The sequence below is a fragment of the Nocardia sp. NPDC004604 genome, from assembly GCF_040609795.1.
Classification (GTDB): Bacteria; Actinomycetota; Actinomycetes; order Mycobacteriales; family Mycobacteriaceae; genus Nocardia.
In genome coordinates, this window is the sequence record NZ_JBEXLC010000001.1 from 59,928 (window position 1) to 80,954 (window position 21,027).

The window sequence follows — 21,027 nt, forward strand, 5'->3', positions numbered from 1 at the left end:
ATGGGCGCGGATCCTCGACCGAGTGGCCTACCTCTGTCCGCGCCGCCGGGCGAGCCCAGTCCGGCGATCGAGGAGATCGTCGGTCGGGTCGCGGCCGGTGCAGCGCGGCTCGGATCGACGCGGCTGGTGGCGGTGGACGGGCCGGGTGGGGCCGGAAAGTCAACGTTCGCAGCGTCTTTGGCGGCGCGGTGTGATGCGCGGGTCGTGCACACCGACGACTTCGCCAAGGGGAACAATGAGCTCCCGTGGTGGCCTCGGCTCGAGCAACAGGTGCTCCAGCCGATCGTCAATGGACGCGCCGGTCGATACCAGCGCTACGACTGGAACAAGCGAGCCCTGGGCGAATGGCACGACGTCGCGCCCGGGGGCGTGCTCGTCCTCGAAGGCGTCTCCGCGGCTCGGGCCGCCGTCCGCGATCGATCGACCCTGGCAGTGTGGATCGACACCCCGCGCGCAGTGTGCCTGGCACGCGGACTCGATCGCGATGGTGCGCACACGCTGCCGCTGTGGGAGCGGTGGATGGCCGCCGAAGACGCCCACTTCGCCGCCGATCGCACCCGTGACCATGTGGACCTGATCATCTCGGGTGAGGTTTGACGATTCCGTAGACGAGAGCCGACGCGCCGCAGCGGGACCGGCTAGGGCCTGCCCTGTCCGACCACCACATCCAGCAGACCCGCGGCCTCGGTGCGGAGATTGTCGGCGGCATCGATCTGCCCGGCGAGTTTGTGCAGCAGTGCCTGTTGGAACAGGCCGTCGAATATGGCGTAGGCCGTGGTCGAGGGGATCAGGAGAGGGCGACCGGACAACTCGGCAAAGCGGTCTACGACGTTGCGGATCATCTCCTCGCGGTGACTGTCGATCTCGAGCACGTCATCGCGGAAGGACTCCTCGAACAGACTCTGGTTGCGCAGGTCGTACCAGAGCCGGTGCAGCGGTGCGTCGGCGTCCAGGGTGGTCGCCATCGCCGCGCCGAAGTCCGTTCGTAGCTGTTCGGCCGTTGTCGCGGTGGCGACGATGTCGTCATAACGGGTGACGCACACCTGCTCGTACTGCCGCACCGCGTGGGTGATCAGCTCGACCTTGTCGTTGAAGTAGTAGTGCAGCACCCCGTGGGTGAACTCGGATTTCTGAGCGATCTCCCGCAAGCTGGTGCGTGCGTAGCCGAGTTCGGCGAGGGTGTGCAGGGCCGCGGCGGCCAGCTGAGCGCGCCGCTCGCCGAACTTATCGACCTGTCGGCGCGCGATGCGATTCCGCCTGGTCTCGACGATTTCGGTCATCGTGGCTTCTCTCCGTCACCGCATCCGCATCTTGTGAATTCGCCCAGTGTATCGCGGTACCGGTATTGGGCGACCAGCTGGTTTGACGATCGTGTAAGAAAATCTTGACGACTGTCATGGAAAATCTTGACGGTTGTCAAGAACACGAGCACACTGTGATCCACGTCGCATCGGGTCGGAGTGCCGGATGAGACCGAAAGCCGAATGGACCATCTCGAGGAGGAGATGCCCGATGAGTGGGTACAACCTGACCGGGCGCACGGCCCTGGTAACTGGCGGCGCGCGAGGGCTTGGTGCCGGAATGGCCGAGGCACTGGCCCGTGCCGGGGCGGCGGTCGCGATCGGCGACGTGCGCGAGGATCTCGGCAAGGACACCGTCGAAGCGTTGCGGGCGACCGGTGCGACGGCCGAATTCGTGCCCCTCGATGTCACCGATGACGCGCGTTGGGCCCAGGCGGTCACCGACACTGTCGCCGCACTGGGCGGCCTGGACATCGTGGTGAACAACGCCGGAGTCGAAATCACCAGCCTCGTTGTCGATCTCGATCCGGAACAGGTGCGCCGGATGCTCGAGGTGAATGTGCTCGGCACGGCACTGGGTATCAAACACGCGTTGCGCGCGATGCGGCCGGGCGGTGCGGCGGGGCGGGGTGGTGCGATCGTGAACATTGCTTCGGTCGCCGCAACGATCGCCTTTCCAGGTATTTCGGTCTACTCGGCGACCAAGTCCGCGGTGGATCGGCTGACCAGGGTCGCGGCGATGGAGTCCGGCAAGCTCGGCTATGGCGTGCGCGTGAACTGTGTCTATCCCGGACTCGTCCCGACCGCGATGGGTGCCCAACTCGCCGACGATGTCGCCCGGATCGGATTGTTCCCCAGTGCGGAAGCCGCCGTCGGTGCGGTGGTCGAGCAGACCCCGCAGGGGCGCCTCGGTGAGGTCGCCGATATGGCCGACGCGGTGGTCTTCCTCGCCTCCGACGCCGCTCGGTTCATTACCGGCGCGGGTCTGCCGGTCGACGGCGGCATGGGCATGTGAGTTTCCGAGACAGCGAAAGGTTCGAGATCTGATGAGTACCGATAAGCCCGTCGTCGTCTACGGGGCATCCGGATACACCGGCCGACTGGTGTGTGAATACCTGCGCGAGTTCAATATTCCGTTCGTTGCCGCGGGCCGGGACAAGTCCCGGCTGCAAGAGGCGGTCGACAAGATTCCCGGCATCGACACCGTCGAGCACGAGGTCGTCGAAGTCGCACATGAGGTCGGGCCGCTGACCGAGCTGTTTCGCGGCGCCGCCGTTGTCTGCAATACCGTCGGCCCGTTCTCGCAGTACGGACATGAGGTGGTGCGGGCCTGTGTGGCCGCGGGGACCCACTACCTCGACACCACCGGTGAACAGGATTGGCTGATCGACTGCGATGAGCAATACGGTGCCGAGATGGCCGCGCAGGGTCTGCTGCTCGCACCCGGAGTCGCGCAGATGTACACCACGGGGGAGATCGCCGCGAATATCTGCCTGGAAACCCCGGGCCTGGACACACTCGATATCCAGGTCTTCTGGAAGGGCTTCCCGACGGTCGCATCCACGAAGACGATTCTGGTCAATGCCGCGCTGTCCAAGGCCTACTACCTCGAGCAGAACCAATATGTGGAGTGGCCCGCGGACGCTGGACTCTACGACGTGGTGGTGCCCGGACAGCATGAGATCGGGCTCGCACTGCCTTGGGGCGGCACCTCACATCCGGTGTGGTTCAAGCGCGATCCGCGGGTGGCGAATGTAAGGGTGCTCGGTGGTGTGTTCAACCGGCCGTTGATGCAGGGTGTGCCGCAGATCGTGCAGGCGGTTGTCGAACAGGTGAAAGACCTTCCGGCGCAGGAGAAATACCGCGTCCTCGCCGAACAGGCCGCCCTGGTCCGGGACGAGATGCCGCCGCGGGAGAATCCGCGCATCAATACCTCGCTCGATTCCGTGCACGCGTCCGGACCGCTGGCCCGTGCCCACTGCGTGATCTACGGGAATTGCAACTACAAGCAGACCGGTCTGCTGCAGGCGTTTGCCGCGAACGCGCTGCTGCAGGCGCCGCCGAAACGAACCGGGTTCGCTTCGGCGTGCCAGGCATTCGGCCATCGCGAACTGCTCGGCGTGCTACGCGGTTTCGGACTGGTCAGTGAACCGGTACTGACCGTGCATCGTTGATCGCGCCTCGGACCATGGGTGGCCGGAGCTGCCCGTGGTCCGAGTCGGCCGTTCCCACAACAGCTTCCGTAGAGGACTATCGTGCGTTTGACCGACTATCTCGACAAAGGTGCCTCGCTCGGCGCCACCGCACCCTGCCTGACCATGAACGGGCACACGCTGACCTATGCGCAGGTACAGCAGTTGTCCTGGCGGATCGCTCGCGCGCTGGAGCGATCCGGGGTCCGGCCCGGCGAGCGGGTCGCGATCCTGTCAGCGAACGACACGCTGGCCTTTGCGTGTGTTTTCGGCATCGCCCGTGCCGGTGCGGTGTGGTGCCCGATCAATCCCCGCAACGAGGCCGCGGAGAATCAAGAGCTACTCGAGCTCTTCGACTGCACCTGCCTGATATTCCAAGCCGCCTTCGCGCCATTGGTTTCCGCCATCGCACCGCGGCTGCCCATGCTGCGGACGCTGGTCTGTACCGACGGAAATATCGCAGGGGCAGCATATTTCGACGACTGGGTGCGGGACTGTCCGGCCGAACCGTTGGAGGTCGAGCCGATCGACGAACTCGCCATGCTGGTCGGCACCGGCGGTACAACCGGACGACCGAAGGGTGTTCGGCTCACCGGTCACAATCTCGAGACGATGACTGCACTGACCCTGATGAGTTATCCGTTCGAACATCGGCCCCGCTATCTGGCGCTGGCGCCCCTCACCCACGCCGCGGGCGTACTGTGTTTTCCGATCCTGACCCTCGGCGGTGAGATCGTCGTGATGCCCACCCCGGATCTCGGTGAATTCCTTACGCAGATCGAGCGGCACCGGATCACCCATACCTTCCTGCCGCCGACGCTGATCTATATGCTGCTGGATCATCCTGCGTTACCAACGGCGGATCTCGGTTCCCTGCAGTGTCTTTGGTACGGAGCGGCCCCGATGTCGGCAGCCCGGCTGGCGGCGGCGCTGGAGCGGATCGGACCGGTCATGGGTCAGCTGTTCGGACAGTCGGAGGCACCCATGATGGTCGCCACGCTGGCGCCGAAGGATCACTTCCGCCCCGACGGCTCGATTGCCACCGAACGACTGTCATCGGCTGGACGACCCACCCCGCTCACCCGCGTGGCCATCATGGACGCCGAGGGCCGCCTGCTCCCCGCCGGTGCGCGCGGCGAAATCGTGGTCCGGGGCCCGCTGGTCATGGCGGGGTATCACAAGAATCCGGATGCGACTGCCGAGGTGTCGCGCTACGGCTGGCATCACACCGGAGACATCGGCTACCTGGATGCCGACAATTACCTTTACATCGTCGACCGGGCCAAGGACATGATCATCAGCGGCGGATTCAATGTGTACTCCGCCGAGGTCGAACAGGCGCTGCTGACCCACCCGGCGGTCCAGGACTGCGCGGTCATCGGACTTCCCGACGATAAGTGGGGCGAGCGGGTCACCGCCGTCGTCCAACTGCACATCGGGCGCACCGCTACCCCCGACGAACTGCGCGAGCACACGAAGGCACGCCTCGGCGGGGTGAAAACTCCCAAGCAGGTGGAGATCTGGCCTGACCTGCCGCGCTCGAAGATCGGCAAGGTGCTCAAACCGGAGATTCGGGCACAGTTGCGTGGCGAGCGCTGACCGCGCCCGACGGTGTCGGCCCGGCGATCGTGCGCTCGGTCACGAAGGCGAGGGGCGTGGTCGGCGCGGATCCACGGGAGGGCTACGGTCGCGACATGAGAATCGCGGTAGTCGGGGGCGGGATCAGCGGGCTTGTCGCGGCGTACCGGTTGCGGGTGCTGCTCGGTGCGGAAGCCGACATCGTTGTGATCGATCGGGCCGCGCGGCTCGGTGGGATTCTCTATACCGGCGAATTGGCCGGGGAGCCTTTGGATCTCGGGGCGGAGGCGTTTGTCGGGCGGCGGCCGGAGGTGCCGGAACTGCTGCGGGAACTCGGCCTCGAAACGCAGTTGGTGGTTCCGGCCGGGTTGCGGCCGCTGGTCTGGTCGCAGGGCCGTGCGCATCCGCTGCCGGAACGCACCCTGATGGGTATTCCGTCGAATGCCGAATCGATGCGCGGACTGGTCGATGTCGAAACGCTCGAGCGGATCGAGACGGAATCCCGGCGGCCGCTGGGCTGGTATCCGGATGCCGATATGGACGTCTACCGCCTGGTCGCCGACCGGTTCGGCGTGCAGGTCGTCGAACGCAGCGTCGATCCGCTGCTCGGTGGTGTCTACGCGGGCAGTTCGCGTTCCATCGGCGTACGCGCTGCGCTGCCGACCCTCGCCGCCGCACTCGATGATGGCGCGCCGAGCCTGACCCACGCGGTTGCCGCCGCCATGCCGCCGCCCTCGAACGCTCCCGTCTTCGGCGGTCTGCGCGACGGCTATCGGGTGCTGTTGGATACGTTGGCCGCGAAATCCGGGGCGGAATTCGTCACCGCGACCTCGGCCACCCAGCTGGTCCGCGCGTCCCATGGCTGGGTGCTCGAGCCGGTCGGCGGTGTAGACGCGGTGGTGCTCGCCACTCCCGCCCCGGTAACCGCGAACCTGCTGCGCCCGTTCGCCCCCGCCGCCGCATCGGCCGCTGCTGGCATCGAGCTGTCCTCATCCGTCGTTGTGGCCCTCGGTCTTCCGCGCGACACCGCGCTGCCCCAGAACTCCGGGATCCTGGTCGCCACCGGAGAACCCCTGCGCGCCAAGGCATTCACCTTGTCGAGCCGCAAATGGACGCATCTGGCGGAGCGCGGGACCGCTGCGGTCCGAGCATCATTCGGCAAATTCGGCGACGATTCACCCCTGTACTGGTCCGACGCCGACCTGATCGCCGCCGCGACCGAGGACCTCGCCACAGTCACCGGCGCGACCATCGAACCGACCTCCGCACTGGTCCAGCGCTGGCCCGGCGGTCTCGCCCAATATGCCCCCGGCCATAACGACCGCATCGCCGAAATCGAGTCGGCCATAGCCGATTTCGATGGTCTCGCCGTCGCGGGTGCCTACCTGCACGGCGTGGGCGTCCCCGCGTGCGTGGCCTCCGGCACCGCCGCCGCACGCCGCGTCGCCGCCACCCTGACCCGATTCTCCGCACCCTGATTCGCGGGGTGCCGCGCGCTTTCGTCCGGCGTTCGGTCGCCCCTGGGCCGAGTGGCCGCGACGCTGCCGACAGGTGTGCCAGCTCACAGGCCAGCGGCGGCGTGCGTCGTCGGCCGAGTGGCCGGTGAAATCGCGAGCCCAGGGGCGTGTTGGCGAGTCGGGCTGAGCGACGGTTCGGGCGCGGTGGGATGCCAGGCGTGTGATGCCCATCGCACAGGGAGTTGAAACGCGGGGTAATCGGGCATTGTCGCTGCACTAAAAACCGCACGGGATTGCGTAATTAAGGACACCGTGGCTGGGGGATGTGGTAGGGGTTGCTCGTCGGTAGCGTCGGGGCCATGCAGCTCTCACGGTTCACCGATATCGGCTTGCGGGCCATCATGCGGTTGGCGGTGAGTGACGAGGCGGACGGCCGGGTGACTACTCGGTTGATCGCTCGGCAGGTCGACGCCTCCGAACATCATGTGGCGAAGGCGGTTTCGCGGCTGATCGAACTCGGTCTGGTGCAGGCGCAGCGCGGTCGCACGGGTGGTCTGTTCATCACCGATGCGGGTCGAGCGGTATCGGTCGGGTGGTTGATTCGGGAACTCGAAGACGATCGGGAAGTGGTCGCCTGCGAGGGCGAACATCCGTGTCCGCTGGTGGGCGGGTGCCGGTTGCGCCGGGTGTTGGCCGATGCCAAGGAGGCGTTCTACCGGGAATTGGATCGGTACACCCTCGACGAACTCGTCACCGCGCCGACGTCCGGATTGCTGCGTCTGCTCGCCACATCAGCGGCGGGCGAATATGCGAACAAGGAGATGTCATGAACACCGCGGTCCGTAGCGAACCGGAGCTGGAAGCGCACCACGCCGAGATCATCCGCGCCACATTGCCTTTGGTGGGCACGCAGGTGGACGAAATCACGAAGGTGTTCTATCGCACTCTCTTCGGCAATCATCCCGGACTGATCCGCGACCTGTTCAACCGCGGCAACCAGGCGCAGGGCTCCCAGTCGCGGGCGCTGGCCGCCTCGATCGCGACCTTCGCCACCTATCTCGTCGACCCGGACCTCCCGCATCCGGCCGCCATGCTCGCGCGGATCGGCCACAAGCACGCCTCGCTCGGTGTCACCGCCGAGCAGTACCAGCTCGTGCACGACAATCTGTTCGCCGCAATCGTGGAAGTACTCGGCTCGGATGTCGTCACCGAACCGGTGGCTGCGGCCTGGGACCGGGTGTACTGGCTGATGGCCGACGCGCTGATCGACCTGGAGAAGCAGCTCTACGTGGCCGCCGGGGTCGAGCCCGGCGATGTGTTCCGGGACGTGACCGTCGTTGCCCGCGCCGACGACCCATCCGGTATCGCGGTGTTCACCGTCGAATCCGCCGACCCGTCCGCGCCACTGCCGAGTTTCGTGCCGGGCCAATATATTTCGGTCGGCGTGCACCTGCCCGACGGCGCCCGCCAGCTGCGTCAGTACAGCCTGATCAATGCCCCGGGCGACGGCACACTGTCGTTCGCGGTGAAGCGGATCGACGCCACCGGCGGCTGCCCGGCGGGCGAGGTGTCGTCGTGGTTGCATCACACTGTGCGCCCCGGCGACGCGCTGCAGGTCACCCTCCCGTTCGGCGATCTGGTCATCGATACCGACGCGACCACACCACTGGTGCTGATCTCCGCGGGCGTCGGCGCGACCCCGATGCTCGGAATTCTCGAACACCTCGCCGCGAACACGCCGGACCGGCATACCGTCGTGCTGCACGCGGACCGTTCTCCGCAAACCCATCCGTTGCGAGAGCGCCTGCTCGAACTCGGCACTCGGCTCCAGTGCGCCACGCTCGAATTCTGGTACCAAGAGACAACCGAGGGCGCGCACCTGGGCCTGATCGACCTGTCGCAGGTAGATCTGCCCGCCGACGCCGATATCCACGTCTGTGGCGGGACCGAATTCCTGCACTCGGTACGCACCCAACTGCACACCGCGGGCGTGCCCGAGGAGCGCGTCCATATCGAGCAGTTCACCCCGACCGACTGGCGGCTGGATGTCTGCCCGGTGTAGCAGCGGCGGTGATCATGGCGGCGCGCCGGGGCCCGATGTGACCGCGCGCCAGCCATGCTCATGCGCCGCAGGCGGCGCACAATCGGCAACCACCCGCGGCGACGACAGCCCACGCGGACACCCTGACCGCCCGCAGTGGCACGATAGGAATCATGGCGCGACTCGACTATCAAGCACTCAACTCCACCATTCGCTACCTGATGTTCTCGGTGTTCCAGGTGCAGCCGGGGGTGTTGGGGGACGACCGTGAAGGTGCCATCAAGGAGGCGCGGGCATTCTTCGATGGGCTCGCCGAGCGGGAGATCGTAGTGCGCGGTATCTACGACGTCGCGGGGATGCGCGCCGATGCCGACTTCATGATCTGGTCGCATGCCGAGCGGGTCGAGGATCTGCAGGCGGCGTACGCGGACTTTCGGCGCACCACCGAACTCGGCCGGGCCAGCGCTCCGGTGTGGAGCAATGTGGCGCTGCACCGGCCCGCCGAATTCAATAAGAGCCACATCCCGGCGTTCCTGGCCGGTGAGGACCCCGGCAACTACATCTGCGTGTACCCGTTCGTGCGCTCCTACGAGTGGTACCTGCTGCCCGACGATGAGCGTCGCAAGATGCTGGCCGACCACGGCAAGGCCGCGCGCGGCTATCCGGATGTGCGCGCCAACACCGTGAGCTCCTTCGCGCTCGGTGACTACGAGTGGATCCTCGCCTTCGAGGCCCCGGAGCTGCACCGCATCGTCGACCTGATGCGCGATCTGCGCGCCACCGAGGCCCGCCTGCACGTCCGCGAGGAGGTCCCCTTCTTCACCGGTCCCCGCGTCGAGATCGACAAGCTCATCGCCGCCCTGCCCTGATCCATGCCCCTCGGCGAGCCGGAGCGGGGGTGGCGGCCGCGCATGCCCCAGGATTTCGGGGCATGCGCAACAAGCCGGTCGGTCTGTATCTTTCGCTGAGCGCGGCAGCCGTTCTACTCCGCTGCACTGCCCGAGGGGTGCAGCTGCAGGGCGATGGAGTTGATGCAATAGCGCTTATCGGTGGGCGTGTTGTATCCCTCGCCCTCGAAGACGTGGCCGAGGTGGCTGTGGCAGTTCGCACACAGCACTTCGACCCGATGCATGCCGAGCGTGTCATCCGATCGCAGGATGACCGCCTCGGATTTCGCCGGATCGAAGAATGACGGCCACCCGCAGTGCGAGTCGAATTTCTCGGTGCTGCGGAACAATTCGGCACCGCACGCCCGACACACATAGACCCCTTCGGTCTTGGAGTCGGTGTACTCGCCGGTGAACGGGCGTTCGGTCGCGGCCTGTCGCAGCACCGCGTATTCCTCCAGATTCAGCTTGGCCTTCCACTCCTGTGGAGTCAGCTGGATGCGCGGCGCGGGTAGGGACGTGTCGGCGTCGGAACTCATTGCTCCACGCTAATAGGTTTCCGACGCAATGCCCCTCGCGACCCCGCAGTCGTGGGCCAAAACCCCGGTTCTGGCCCACTGGTCGCTACTTCACCGCGCTCGGCTGCGGTTCGGCCCGCAATTCGGACTGCTCGGTCTCCCGGCCGTTCACGACCGAGTCGTCGGCGGTGTCCGCGTGCGCACCGGAATCTGCTGCGACCCGGTACGGTGCCGCTACGACCGCATCCGGCGACTCCGGCGATCGCATCCACTCCGGATCGATCCCGAACTGCAGCCGACCTTCGCGCCGCGCCGCCAGGTACCGGTCGCCGAGCACGCAGGCGATGACGATCAGCAGCAGGCCCCAGCCGAAGGTTATCCGCAGGTATTCCACGTTGCGCCCCAGCCCCTGCCAGCGGTCGGAGAGCCACTTGTCGTAGGACATGAATCCGAATACCGCCAGCCACGCGGGCCAGTTCCGCATGACCGAATTGCGCAGCACCACCGACATCAGCAGCGGGAACAGCATCATCGAGTAGTACATCTGCCCGAGCGAGTTGAGCAGGAACAACGCGGTCATCAGCACGCCGGAGGCGGTGGCCACGAAGAACAGCTCATCGTCGCGATAGTAGCGGTAGAGCAGCCACAGCGAGATGAGCACCAGTACGCCCATCAGAATGCGGATGCCCCAGGTCAGCCACAGCGGCAACCCGTAGTACGCGGCATTGCCGACGATCGCGCTGTTGAAATAGTCGCGCGGATCGGACAGATAGCGCGCGGTCCTGGTGAAGAATTTGTCCGGATCGGCCGCCAGCGGCCAAGCGATCGCGGTCAGCGCCAGCGGCACGCCGATGGCGGTGTAGAAGACCTTCCACTGCCCACGGGCCGCCGCGATCAATACCAGCGGTGCCAGCGTCGGTTTCACCGCGATGCTCAAGCCCAATATCGCACCGGCCCACAGATCCCGCCGCGCGAGCAGCAGCATCATGAAGGCCACCTCGGCCAGCAGCACGCACCCGTTCACATTGGTGAAAACCAGTGTGTTGATGACGGTTTCGGAGCTGAACATGGCCAGCAGCAGGATCGGCGCCGCCATCGAGGAGAGAGTGAACTTGAACAGCTTGAGCAGCAGATACCAGGCCAGGATGATGGCGGCCGCGTTCAACAGAATGAAGCACCAGCGCGACTTCTCCGGGTCGATCAGCGCCAGCGGTGCGATCAGCAGGGTGCCGCTGGGCGGATACAGGTAGTGCGGATCCACCAGATCGTAGTTCGCGGTGTAGACCGGCCGGTGGTTGAGAAACGCCAGCGAGGCGTTGTAGACCGGTTTGAAGTCATCGGTGATGAACCCGTTGACGGCCTTGATGAAGACCCGATTGAGCACAGTCATGACCGCGAGGGGCCAGAGTGCGAACTTGATCACCTCGGCGGTGGTGCGAGCGGTGCGAGGCTCGAGCTGTCGAAGTAACACTGGGGCACGGTACACCGGATCCGCTCGTGACGGTTGCCTGGACCTACCTGGCGCGCCGACGTTAGGGGATCATGACCGTGCCCGTATCTCTCGGCTTCGTCATTTTCCCTAGTGGGCTGTGCCGACGCTCGGCTCGCTCATGCCGGGCATGCGGTGCCGTCGGCGGGGAGCTTGGCCTCCTTCAGGTAGTCGACGAGAGCCCGTTGCGCACAACCGGAATGGGCGAAAACCGGATGTCCCCAACCCTGCCAAGCGATCGCGGCCTTACGCGCGCCAGCGGCGCCGAGCGCACCGGTGACCGAGGCCTGGCCGCCATTGCCGACCATCGGATCCGCGACCCCGCCGAGGATGAGGACGGGCAGGTCCAGCTTCTCCGGCAGTGGCGGCGCGGCACTGACCGGCCAGGCGACACAGGCCAGCATGGCGATCGCCGCCGACCTGCCGAAGACCGGATATTTCGTGCCCCAGGTATCGGTGAGCTCCTTGGCCTTGGTCGGGCTCGGTGGCAGCTGGTTATCGGTGCAGCGGTTGACGAACTGGCCGTCGGCCGCGGTGGCGGCGGATTCGCGCTGGATCAGCGTCCCGAGCGGTCCGCGATCGCCGCGTCCGGCCGCCGAGAGCGCGTCGGCCAGTTCGGCGATCCGCGCGGATTGGTCGCGCGGACCGGCGAGGAATCCGGACAGCCCGGTCAGCAACGCATTCGCTGAAATGTCACCGAGTCCGCCGCTGCCCGCCTTGCGCACGAGATCGATGATCGCGGCGCGCGGATCCGGGCCGAGTGAGCAGCCGATCCCGGTGCAGCGCTGGGCGAATGCCGTTACCGCCGCCTCCGCGCCCTGGACATGCTGTTCGGTTCGGGTGACCGCGTCGGTCCCAACGGCCTCCGGCGAATCGAGGACCAGGCGCGCCAGATGGTCGCCGAATTTGCGCGCGTAGCTGAGCGCGACCTTCGCGCCGTTACCGGAACCGAGCAGGTCGATCCGGTCGACCTGCCACTGCCTGCGCAGCTGTTCGATGTCGTCGGCGGCGTGCGGTGCGTCGAAGGTGCCCTCATAGGGCTGCAGGAAATCGCGGCAGGCGATGGTGGCGTCCTGGCTGAATCCGGTCACCGCGTCGACCGGATCACTTGCACCCGGCCCGAATTGCCCGTTATCGGCCAGGCCGCGGCGGGCATCGATGGGCATACAGTCGATCGGCTGCGATGTGCCGAGACCACGCCGGTCCACCGCGACGATCGGGCGACTGGCCAGCAGACCGTTACCCGCGCCGACCGCGAGCCCGGCCAACGTGGCGGTGGAGGACCGGTCCGCGCCGGAGGTGATGACCAGCGGCGCGACATCGGTCGGGGTCTGCGGCAGCCGGGCCCGCATGGCGCCGGTGCGGAAGTTGCCGAGCACGCCGCCGGTCGAGTCGATCGGTGTGGTGTATTCGGCGCAGTCCAGGACCAGACCGGACGGCGCGGGGCCGAGACCGAGCAGATCGAGCGTCGGCGTGGTGCAATCGCGCCAGGTCAGATCGGTTTTGGGGACACCGGCCGCCGGCGGCGGCGCGATGGCCGTGGTCGGGTGCGGGCCAGCACCGCCCTGGGGGGCGCGCTCGACGGCAACGCCGGGGCGATCAGAAGGGCCCGCACCGCATCCGGCGATCATGATCGAGAGTGTCGAGGCCAGCACGACGGCCCGAGTCCAGTGCATGCGCTACAGCCTGCCAGGTTCGTGCGGTTGTTTCACAAAGCAGGCGTAGATGCGGTGCGGTGTGGTTCGGCGCGACCGCCCATGCGCAGGTATCGCGCGGTCGGTGCGTTCGGTCGCTACAGCAATCATCGGCGGGTCCAACGAGTCAGCATCGTGCCGTCGTCGTCGAGGAGGATGTGCCTGCGCACCATCGGCATGCGGAACTCGTGCGCGGACAGCGATATTCGTCGGGCCGTACCGCCCACGAGCACCGGCGCGGTGGTGAGGCACAGTTCGTCGACCGCATCCGCTGCCAGCAGTTCACCGAACAGATGCGGTCCGCCCTCGCACAGCACGCGCCGCAGTCCGAGGTCGGCCAGTGCGCTGAGCAGTTCCTGCGGGGTGATCGCGACGCCGCCCGCCTCGACGACCCGCGCGCCCGCATCGGCGAGTTGCTGTTTGCGATCCGCTGGCGCGGTGCTGGTCGTGATGATCAACGGCGGCACGGCGGTCTCGGTGAACAGCCGCGCGCCCGGATCCAGCGCGGCGCTCGAGGTGACCACCGCGATCGGTGGCGGTGCACCGTCCCGATGGCCGCCGATACCGCGGTCGTAGAGGGCGCGTCGCAGTTGCGGATCGGTCCGCGCGCCGCCGTAGTTCTCCGCACGCGCGGTACCGGCGCCGACCACGATCACGTCGGCCAGTTCGCGCAAGATCGTGAAGACGGTCTTGTCGGCGGGGGTACCGAGTCCCTCGGAGAGATCGCCGCTGGTAGCCGACCCGTCGATGCTGGCGACGAAATTGGCCCGAACCCAAGGAACCTGGGGATCGGTAGGGTAGGCATACAGGTCCGCCAGGTTGTCGCGGCTCAGTCCTGTGAGCTGGATCGCATTGTGGATACGCTGCATGAAAGAAGATCACACCACGTCATTAGGCTTCGACCATGCAAGAACGCCTTGTCGATCGCCATCCGGAGGTTCCGGCGGACCAGTTGGTCGCCCAGATGGTGCCACCGCCCATGTTCGACGAGGTCAGTTTCGCCTCCTACATTCCGGACCCGAAGGAGCCGAGCCAGGCAGCCGCGGTCTGCAAGGCCGAGGATTTCGCCGGGCAGGTCGCCAAGATCCACCAGGCGGCCAATAAGAAGAGCCTGTTCGGGAAGAAGAAGCAGATCAGCGGTGCCGGGCTCTACCTCGACGGCGGCTTCGGCGTCGGCAAGACCCACCTGCTCGCCTCCATCTTTCACAGCGCCCCCGCGCCGAAGTCCTTCGGCACCTTCGGTGAACTCACCAATCTCGTTGGCGCACTTGGCTTCAACAATGCCCTCGAGCGGCTCGCGGCGAACAGCGTGCTGTGCATCGACGAATTCGAACTCGACGATCCCGGCGACACCATGCTGGTCTCGCGGCTGCTGACCGAGCTGTCCGCGCGCGGTGTCTCGATCGCCGCAACCTCCAACACTCTGCCCGGCCAACTGGGTGAGGGGCGCTTCGCCGCCCAGGACTTCCTGCGCGAGATCAAGAAGCTCGGCTCGATCTTCGAGGCCGTACGCGTCGACGGTCCGGACTACCGGCACCGCGATCTGCCGCCCGCGCCCGAGCCCACCTCGCCCGAGCTGCTCACCGAACGGGCCGCTGCCACAGCGGGTTCCACGCTCGACGAGTTCGACGCGCTGCTGAAGCACCTGAGCACGCTGCACCCGTCCAAGTACGGTGCGCTGATCTCCGGGGTGTCGTCGGTGTACATCTCGAATGTGCATCCGGTGACCGATCAGGCGGTCGCGCTGCGCATCGTCGTGCTCGCCGACCGGCTCTACGACGCGAGCGTGCCGGTGACCGTTTCCGGTGCGAAGCTCGATGAGATCTTCTCCAAGGAGATGCTCGACGGCGGGTATCGAAAGAAGTACCTGCGTGCGATTTCGCGTCTGCTGGCGCTGTCGCGCTTCGAGGTCGCGGCGTAGTCGCTGGCCCAGAGGGGGTCGGGGGAATAGTCCTGCAGTCGATGATCGGAGCGCCGTCATGGTCCGTCGTACCCTTCGAGTCCCGGTGGCACTGGCCGCCGGTCTCGCCGTCGCCTTCGGGCCGGTGGCAGGCATTGCACTGGCCGATCCGGTCGGTGTCGCCGACGCGGTCACCTTCGACCGTTCGCTGAACCTGCAGGGCGTGCAGAACGGCCGCGATGCGGGCGGCTACCGCACCACCGACGGCCACTGGGTGCGCACGGGGCTGGTCTACCGCACCGGTCAGCTCAATAATGCGACTCCGGCCGATCTGGCCGTGCTGAGCGAGCGTCGGGTGCGGGTCGTCGACGATCTGCGCACCGTTTACGAGCGCACCATCGCCGCAGACCGCCTCCCACTGGGTGCGGCGGCCAACTGGGTCGATGTCATCGGCCAGGCCCCGCCGCAGACCCTGGTCACCACGCTCACCGGCGGCGACGACCTGTACCGGGCGTTCATCACCGCGCCAGGGGCGAATCAGGCCTTCGCCTCGGTGCTGCGCGACATCATCGACACCGACGGTGCCGTCCTGTTCCACTGCACCGCGGGCAAGGACCGCACCGGCTGGACCGCCGCGGTCCTGCTGACCATCCTCGGCGTCGACCGCGATACCGTGACGCAGGATTACCTGCTATCCAATCAGTACCGCAATGCCAGCCCGAACGATCCGCTCAACGGTGTCTCGGCCGCGTGGCTGGACGCCGCCTTCGACCAGGCGAACCGGACCTACGGGAGTTTCGACAACTACATCCGCAACGGTCTGAAACTCACGACCAGTGAGGTTGCTGCGTTGCAGGCGAAGCTGCTCGCCTGATTCAGGCTGTCACGCAGCCGATTTCGGGCTCGGCCGATTGTGCCCGACGGCTCAGGACGGATGGTCCACGTACCAGCGATCGATCAATGCGGGCATCTCCTTGCCCATCCACACGAAGAACTCGTGCATATCCCGCACCCGTGCGGCGTCGGCACCATCCGGGTTGTCGAAGAGTGCGAGCCCGCGTGCGGTCATATTGGTGAGATCGTTGTACATCCCGCTCTGCTGGCGGGTCAGCTCCGGCAGCACCCCGGGCCGGATCGAGTAGTAGTCCTTGCGGTCGCCCGGCTTGGAGATCTTGTCCACCCAGCGCATGGTGACCAGCGTCTTCAATGCGGAGGAGATGGAACCCTTGGACGCCTGGAGTGCCTCGGCGATCTGGCCGAAGGTCTGCTCCGGCGGATTGCTGACCAGCAACCACCCCGCGGCCCGACCCGCCATCCGGACCAGGCCCATCCGCTCGAGTACGAGCGCGAGCTCCTCCACGAATGCCAGCTGTTGCGCGGTCGGCGCGGTGGTCTGCTCGTTGTCGGTGGTGCCCATCGGAGAAGTATCCCTTCCAAGACGCGGATAGCGGTAAACGGGGCGGACCGTGTCGGTCCGCCCCGTTCGGGTCGGTCAGACCGCCAGATCGCGGCGATCGAAGGCGCCCAGCGCCAGCACCAGGGCCACGGCGGCCACGATCACCAGCACTACCAAATGGATGCCGTTCCAGCCGGTCACCAGCGGCGTGCCGCCATTGGCCCAGTAGAAGGGCGACAGCTTGCGAACGAAGTCACCGCCGAGGTTGTTGGCCAGGTAGCCCGCCACCGCGACCAGCGACGCCGAACCCAGTGTCACCGAACGCTTTCCGGTGGCCGCGCCGACCAGCAGCGTGATCGTGCCGACGACCAGTGCCAGCAAGCCGAGCCCCGCGCTGGCGGCCAGGATATTGCCGGTGGGTACGTCGAGCCCGCCGCTATCGGCTCCCGCGATGACGCTCAGGGTGAGCACGGTGGTGGCGATCGAGGTCTGCACGGCCAGCGCGGCAAACCGCTGCAGTAGCAAGTTCACGCGGTTGATCGGTTGTGCGAGAAGCAGATCCAGCATCCCGTTCTCCTCCTGCGCCACCGAACGGCTGGCGAAGGTGACCGCGAAGATGAGCATCAGCAGCAGACCCATCAGTGAGTACACCGTCGCGTTCAAATACCCACTGGCGCTGGCGAAATCGCTGACGCCCATGGCTTCGTACATCCGGTTCTGCTTGATATCGAGCGAGCCCTGCTCCTTCAGCGATCGGTAGGAGGGCAGATACATCATCGGGACGATGGCGAAGCCGATCGACCAGCCGATCAGGCCGCGGCGCTGCTCCCGCAATGTCTGGGTGAAGACCGAACGAGTCATGACGAATTCTCCTGTGCGATAAACAGTTGGGGAGATCAGCGGCCGTACAGGCTGAAGAAGATCTGCTCGAGATCCGGTTCGGTGGACAGCACGCTGACCAGCGGGTACTTCGCAGCCATTTTGAACAGACCGTCGACCTCGCCTTCGGTGGTGCAGCGCAAGGTAGTTCCCTCGATGGTCAGCTCGCGCACGCCGGGCAGCTTGGCGAAGTCGTCGGCGAAAACGTTCTCGCCGAATACCAATTCGACCGAGCGTGGCGAACGCCGCCGCAGATCCTCGACATTCTCGGTGCCGAGCAATTGGCCCGCGCGCATGATGACCGCGCGATCGGCGCTCTGCTGCACCTCGCTGAGGATGTGCGAGGACATGAACACCGTCTGCCCGTTCCGCTTGGCCTCGGCGACCAGATCCAGAAAGCGTTGCTGCAGTAGCGGATCCAGGCCGGAGGTGGGTTCGTCGAGGATCAGCAGGTCCGGATTGTGCATGAACGCGGCGATGATGCCGACCTTCTGCTTATTGCCCTTGGACATCGCACCGACCTTCTTGGACAGGTCGAGATCGAGCAGTTCGGCGAGTTCGATGATTCGCTTCGGGGTGACGGTGCCGCGCAGATCGGCCAGGAATCCGAGCAATTCGCGCGCGGTATTGCGGCCCTCGATCTCGAGTTCGCCCGGCAGGTAGCCGATGCGCTTGCGTAGTTCCGCACCGCCGACCCGTGGCTCGACGCCGAATACCTCCACGCGTCCCGCGGTCGGCCGGATCAGATCCAGCAGAATGCGGATGGTTGTGGACTTGCCCGCACCGTTGGGGCCGAGGAACCCGAACACCTCGCCCTGGCCGACCTCCAGGTGCAGGTCGGTGAGTGCGACATGCCTGCCGTAGTGCTTGGTCAGGCCCTCGGCGCGGATCGCGGCGGTGGTCATTGAGACTCCTTCGAGAGGGTTTCAGGTCCTACATGTTCCGTAAAGACCGATATGTTCAGTAAATACTGAACAAATAGAACATGTCAACCCTCGGATCGGTACCACTACGATCCGGACATGACGAAGTTCACGACCTGGGACGGACTGGAGCTCAACTACCGCGTGTGGGAGGGCGAAGGCATTCCGGTCGTTTTGCAGCACGGGGTGGTCGCCGATACGAATGCCAACTGGATGGGCACCGGCGTGGTCGGCGCGCTACAGGCCGCCGGGCGCACCGTGGTCTCTCTGGACGCGCGCGGGCACGGCCGTTCCGAGAAACCGCACGATGCGGCCCGCTACACGTGGGCGGGGATGGCGCGCGATGTCAGTGCGCTCTACGACGAACTCGGTTTCGATCGCGTTGTGCAGGTGGGCTATTCGATGGGCGCGATCATTTCACTGCTGGTAGCGGGCGCGGACCGGCGGGTGGCGAAACTGGCGTTCGGTGGCATCGGCTCCGGGGTGCTGGACTGCGGCGGCGTCGATCGGCGCGTCATCGATATCGACGACCTGCGCACTGCCATGCGTGGTGCTGGTGCGGGCGCGCCGCCGATCGCGATGATGTTCCGGGTTCTCGCCGATGCGGTGCGCGCCGATCGCGACGCCATCGAGGCGGTTGCGACCGGACTGGACGAGGAGCCGATCAAATCCCTGGCCGACATCACGATGCCGAGCTTGGTGCTGGCGGGGGATAAGGACCCGTTCGCGGCCGAGCCGGAGCGCCTCGCCGCCGCGCTACCCGACGGCACGTTGCGGGTGGTCCCCGGTGATCATCTGATGGCCGTGGTAGATCCGGCCTTCCATGCCGCGCTGATCGAATTCCTGGACTGATTCGGCTCAGAAAACCAGCCGCATGACGAAGTCGTGATGCAACTGACTGCCGACCAGGAAGGTTTTGCTGCCGACCCGCTCGAACCCGTGCTTGCGGTAGAACCGCTGGGCGCGCACGTTTTCCTGGTTCACGCCCAGCCACACCCCCGCCACACCGTCTTCGCGCCCGCGCTCGAGCGCGGCATTCATCAGCGCCTTCGACACCCCGGCCCCGTGGTGGCCCGGCAGCACGTACATTTTGCTGATCTCGACGACCGGCCGCAGGTCGACCGCCTTGGCGACCTCGGGGTCGGCCGGATCGCCGTAGTGCAACATCGCGTAGCCGACGATATCGCCGTTCGTGACCGCCTTGAGGACGATGCGGGTGGGGTCGGTCAGGTACTCGCCGAAGCGTTCACCGGAGAGCACCTCGGTTATGAAGATCTCGATATCCTCCGGGGTTGCGTGCGGCGGGCATGCGAGCGGAAAGGTCGCGGCCGCAACGTCGCTGAGGGCCTCGGCGTCCCATAATCCGGCCCGGTCGACGATGACTGGGATGTTGCTCATGCCTACGCCTCGCTGGCGCTCGGCTCCGGCATGCGCAACGCGCGCTGGCACATGAATCGCTCGCTCCACTCGCTCATGTGTCCAGTACAGCATGGCCTTCGTTCGACGCGGAAAGTTCATCCGGTTCGGAACGGGAATGGAATACGCGTGCGAGTCCGATAACGATCGCCATGAACAGCACCGGGATCACGAATCCGATCCGATGTCCGAACCCGGCGGCAATCGCGCCGACCAGCCCGCCGCCGACGAGTGTGCCCGCATAGTTGAACAGGTTCAGTCGCGCGATGAGTGCGTCGAGCTGGCGTCCGCTGGTCAGCTGTCCGGCCTCGCTGAAACACAGTGGCGCGACAACGCCGGTACCGAAACCGCCGACCAGGAACCCCGCGATCGCGACCGCAGGCCCTGGTGCGGCGACCGCGATGGCGAGCCCGAGCACACCGATCGCGCCCGCCACGCGCACCACCCGGCGTCCGCCGAGCCGTCGCACCCACAGGTCTCCGGATAGCCGGGCGGTCAGTGATGCGCACTGATAGACGGCCAGCGCCAGCGCCGCGGTGGACGAACTGGCCAGCAGATCTTCCTTGAGATACAACGCCGACCAGTTGCTGACGGTGAGGTCGATCGCGAAGACGAGCGAGGCCGCGATGCCGAAGGCGAGGTACTTGCGCAGCGGAACCATTCCGGATGCTCCGGATTCGCTCTCCGCTGTCTCCGCGGGACCGGCCTCCGCCTCCTGCGCGCTGAGCAGGCGCGGACCGATGACCAGTCCGACCACGAGAACCAGCCCCGCCGCCGTCAGCAGCGATTCGCGCAGTGTGACATCCAGGGCCTCGCAGGTGGAGACGAACAGCGCGCCGATGATCGATCCGGCGCTCCACACCGCGTAGAACGAGGACAGGATGAACGTCCCGTACCCGTGCTGGATGAATACACCCTGCATATTGGTGCTCGCGTCGACGATACCGACCGCGATCCCGTACAGCCCTAGCGTGATCAGCAGGACGGACGTATTCGGCGCCATCGCGATCGCGCATCCGGTGACCGTGATACCGAACAGCCCGATCCGCACTGTGACCCGGCTGGACCAGCGCGTGGCGACCTGCTCGGCCGCCACGCTGCCCACGCCGGCCAGGATCGATACCAGGACCACCGAACCGGCGATCAGACCGTCGGAGAGTCCGAAGCGATCCTTCTGCTGGGGCAGTTCGGTGAGTACGACGGCGAAGAAAAAGCCCTGCAACCCGAATGCCAACGAATTCGCGATCCGGGCGCCGCGCAGGATAGGAGAAATCGGTCCCATTTGCGGAGACTATCGGCCCGGCCGCGGTCGTGCCGAGCGAAGTGGTCCACGGTCATCCTTTCGTCGGACGCGGC

At 66.2% G+C, this 21,027-nt stretch carries 21 protein-coding genes; 11 read left to right on the top strand and 10 right to left on the bottom strand.

What is annotated here, in order from left to right; translation table 11 throughout:
* Positions 1-597 (top strand): AAA family ATPase, encoded by a 597-nt coding sequence (locus ABZW16_RS00320; protein ID WP_354950560.1) that lies wholly within the window; start codon positions 1-3, stop codon positions 595-597.
* A gap of 41 nt (positions 598-638) precedes the next feature.
* Here ABZW16_RS00320 and ABZW16_RS00325 read toward each other — a convergent pair whose 3' ends face one another.
* Positions 639-1,280, bottom strand: coding sequence for a TetR/AcrR family transcriptional regulator (locus ABZW16_RS00325; protein ID WP_354950561.1), 642 nt, complete (start codon positions 1,278-1,280; stop codon positions 639-641).
* Positions 1,281-1,512: 232 nt separating this feature from the next.
* On the opposite strand from ABZW16_RS00325, the gene ABZW16_RS00330 reads away from it, so the two are divergent.
* The 7 genes from ABZW16_RS00330 (at position 1,513) to hemQ (ending at position 9,438) form a co-directional block, all read left to right on the top strand.
* Positions 1,513-2,316: an SDR family NAD(P)-dependent oxidoreductase gene (locus tag ABZW16_RS00330; RefSeq protein ID WP_354950563.1), complete on the top strand. Its 804-nt coding sequence runs from the start codon at positions 1,513-1,515 to the stop codon at positions 2,314-2,316.
* A gap of 31 nt (positions 2,317-2,347) precedes the next feature.
* Entirely contained in the window at positions 2,348-3,475 is a 1,128-nt protein-coding gene (locus tag ABZW16_RS00335) for a DUF5938 domain-containing protein (RefSeq protein ID WP_354950565.1), read from the top strand.
* 81 nt (positions 3,476-3,556) lie between these two features.
* The gene (locus tag ABZW16_RS00340) at positions 3,557-5,092 is read left to right on the top strand and encodes an AMP-binding protein (RefSeq protein WP_354950566.1); all 1,536 of its coding nucleotides are present in this window, start codon (positions 3,557-3,559) and stop codon (positions 5,090-5,092) included.
* Between the two features lie 95 nt (positions 5,093-5,187).
* The gene (locus ABZW16_RS00345; protein ID WP_354950568.1) at positions 5,188-6,549 is read left to right on the top strand and encodes a protoporphyrinogen oxidase; all 1,362 of its coding nucleotides are present in this window, start codon (positions 5,188-5,190) and stop codon (positions 6,547-6,549) included.
* 338 nt (positions 6,550-6,887) lie between these two features.
* Positions 6,888-7,358, top strand: a complete 471-nt coding sequence (locus ABZW16_RS00350; RefSeq protein WP_354950570.1) for an Rrf2 family transcriptional regulator — start codon at positions 6,888-6,890, stop codon at positions 7,356-7,358.
* Positions 7,355-8,590, top strand: a complete 1,236-nt coding sequence (locus tag ABZW16_RS00355; RefSeq protein ID WP_354950572.1) for a globin domain-containing protein — start codon at positions 7,355-7,357, stop codon at positions 8,588-8,590. Before ABZW16_RS00350 ends, ABZW16_RS00355 begins: the two co-directional genes overlap by 4 nt.
* A 152-nt stretch (positions 8,591-8,742) precedes the next feature.
* Positions 8,743-9,438 carry a hydrogen peroxide-dependent heme synthase gene (gene hemQ / locus ABZW16_RS00360; RefSeq protein ID WP_354950574.1) on the top strand — a complete coding sequence of 232 codons (696 nt, stop codon included), beginning with the start codon at positions 8,743-8,745 and terminating at the stop codon, positions 9,436-9,438.
* 113 nt (positions 9,439-9,551) lie between these two features.
* Here hemQ and msrB read toward each other — a convergent pair whose 3' ends face one another.
* The 4 genes from msrB to ABZW16_RS00380 form a co-directional block, all read right to left on the bottom strand.
* Positions 9,552-9,995: a peptide-methionine (R)-S-oxide reductase MsrB gene (gene msrB / locus ABZW16_RS00365; RefSeq protein ID WP_354950576.1), complete on the bottom strand. Its 444-nt coding sequence runs from the start codon at positions 9,993-9,995 to the stop codon at positions 9,552-9,554.
* 85 nt (positions 9,996-10,080) lie between these two features.
* A complete protein-coding gene (locus ABZW16_RS00370; RefSeq protein WP_354950577.1) occupies positions 10,081-11,445 on the bottom strand; it encodes a glycosyltransferase family 87 protein in 1,365 nt (454 codons plus the stop codon).
* Positions 11,446-11,582: 137 nt separating this feature from the next.
* Positions 11,583-13,139, bottom strand: coding sequence for an alpha/beta hydrolase (locus ABZW16_RS00375; RefSeq protein ID WP_354950579.1), 1,557 nt, complete (start codon positions 13,137-13,139; stop codon positions 11,583-11,585).
* A gap of 125 nt (positions 13,140-13,264) precedes the next feature.
* Entirely contained in the window at positions 13,265-14,026 is a 762-nt protein-coding gene (locus ABZW16_RS00380; protein ID WP_354950581.1) for a pyrimidine reductase family protein, read from the bottom strand.
* Between the two features lie 35 nt (positions 14,027-14,061).
* On the opposite strand from ABZW16_RS00380, the gene zapE reads away from it, so the two are divergent.
* On the top strand, positions 14,062-15,078 hold the full coding sequence (gene zapE / locus ABZW16_RS00385; protein WP_354950583.1) for a cell division protein ZapE: 1,017 nt from the start codon (positions 14,062-14,064) through the stop codon (positions 15,076-15,078).
* A gap of 58 nt (positions 15,079-15,136) precedes the next feature.
* Entirely contained in the window at positions 15,137-15,931 is a 795-nt protein-coding gene (locus tag ABZW16_RS00390) for a tyrosine-protein phosphatase (RefSeq protein WP_354950585.1), read from the top strand.
* A gap of 51 nt (positions 15,932-15,982) precedes the next feature.
* Here the strand turns inward: ABZW16_RS00390 and ABZW16_RS00395 are convergent, their stop codons facing one another.
* From ABZW16_RS00395 to ABZW16_RS00405, 3 genes are all read right to left on the bottom strand, one after another.
* Positions 15,983-16,474 carry a MarR family transcriptional regulator gene (locus ABZW16_RS00395; RefSeq protein WP_354950587.1) on the bottom strand — a complete coding sequence of 164 codons (492 nt, stop codon included), beginning with the start codon at positions 16,472-16,474 and terminating at the stop codon, positions 15,983-15,985.
* A gap of 75 nt (positions 16,475-16,549) precedes the next feature.
* A complete protein-coding gene (locus tag ABZW16_RS00400) occupies positions 16,550-17,314 on the bottom strand; it encodes an ABC transporter permease subunit (RefSeq protein ID WP_354950589.1) in 765 nt (254 codons plus the stop codon).
* 35 nt (positions 17,315-17,349) lie between these two features.
* The gene (locus ABZW16_RS00405; protein WP_354950591.1) at positions 17,350-18,237 is read right to left on the bottom strand and encodes an ABC transporter ATP-binding protein; all 888 of its coding nucleotides are present in this window, start codon (positions 18,235-18,237) and stop codon (positions 17,350-17,352) included.
* Positions 18,238-18,354: 117 nt separating this feature from the next.
* Between ABZW16_RS00405 and ABZW16_RS00410 the strand changes: the two genes are divergently transcribed.
* Positions 18,355-19,107 carry an alpha/beta fold hydrolase gene (locus tag ABZW16_RS00410; RefSeq protein ID WP_354950593.1) on the top strand — a complete coding sequence of 251 codons (753 nt, stop codon included), beginning with the start codon at positions 18,355-18,357 and terminating at the stop codon, positions 19,105-19,107.
* Between the two features lie 6 nt (positions 19,108-19,113).
* On the opposite strand, the gene ABZW16_RS00415 is transcribed toward ABZW16_RS00410, so the two are convergent.
* Both ABZW16_RS00415 and ABZW16_RS00420 read right to left on the bottom strand, forming a co-directional pair.
* Positions 19,114-19,644, bottom strand: a complete 531-nt coding sequence (locus ABZW16_RS00415) for a GNAT family N-acetyltransferase (RefSeq protein ID WP_354950895.1) — start codon at positions 19,642-19,644, stop codon at positions 19,114-19,116.
* Positions 19,645-19,726: 82 nt separating this feature from the next.
* A complete protein-coding gene (locus tag ABZW16_RS00420) occupies positions 19,727-20,953 on the bottom strand; it encodes an MFS transporter (protein ID WP_354950595.1) in 1,227 nt (408 codons plus the stop codon).
* Positions 20,954-21,027: the final 74 nt, after the last annotated feature.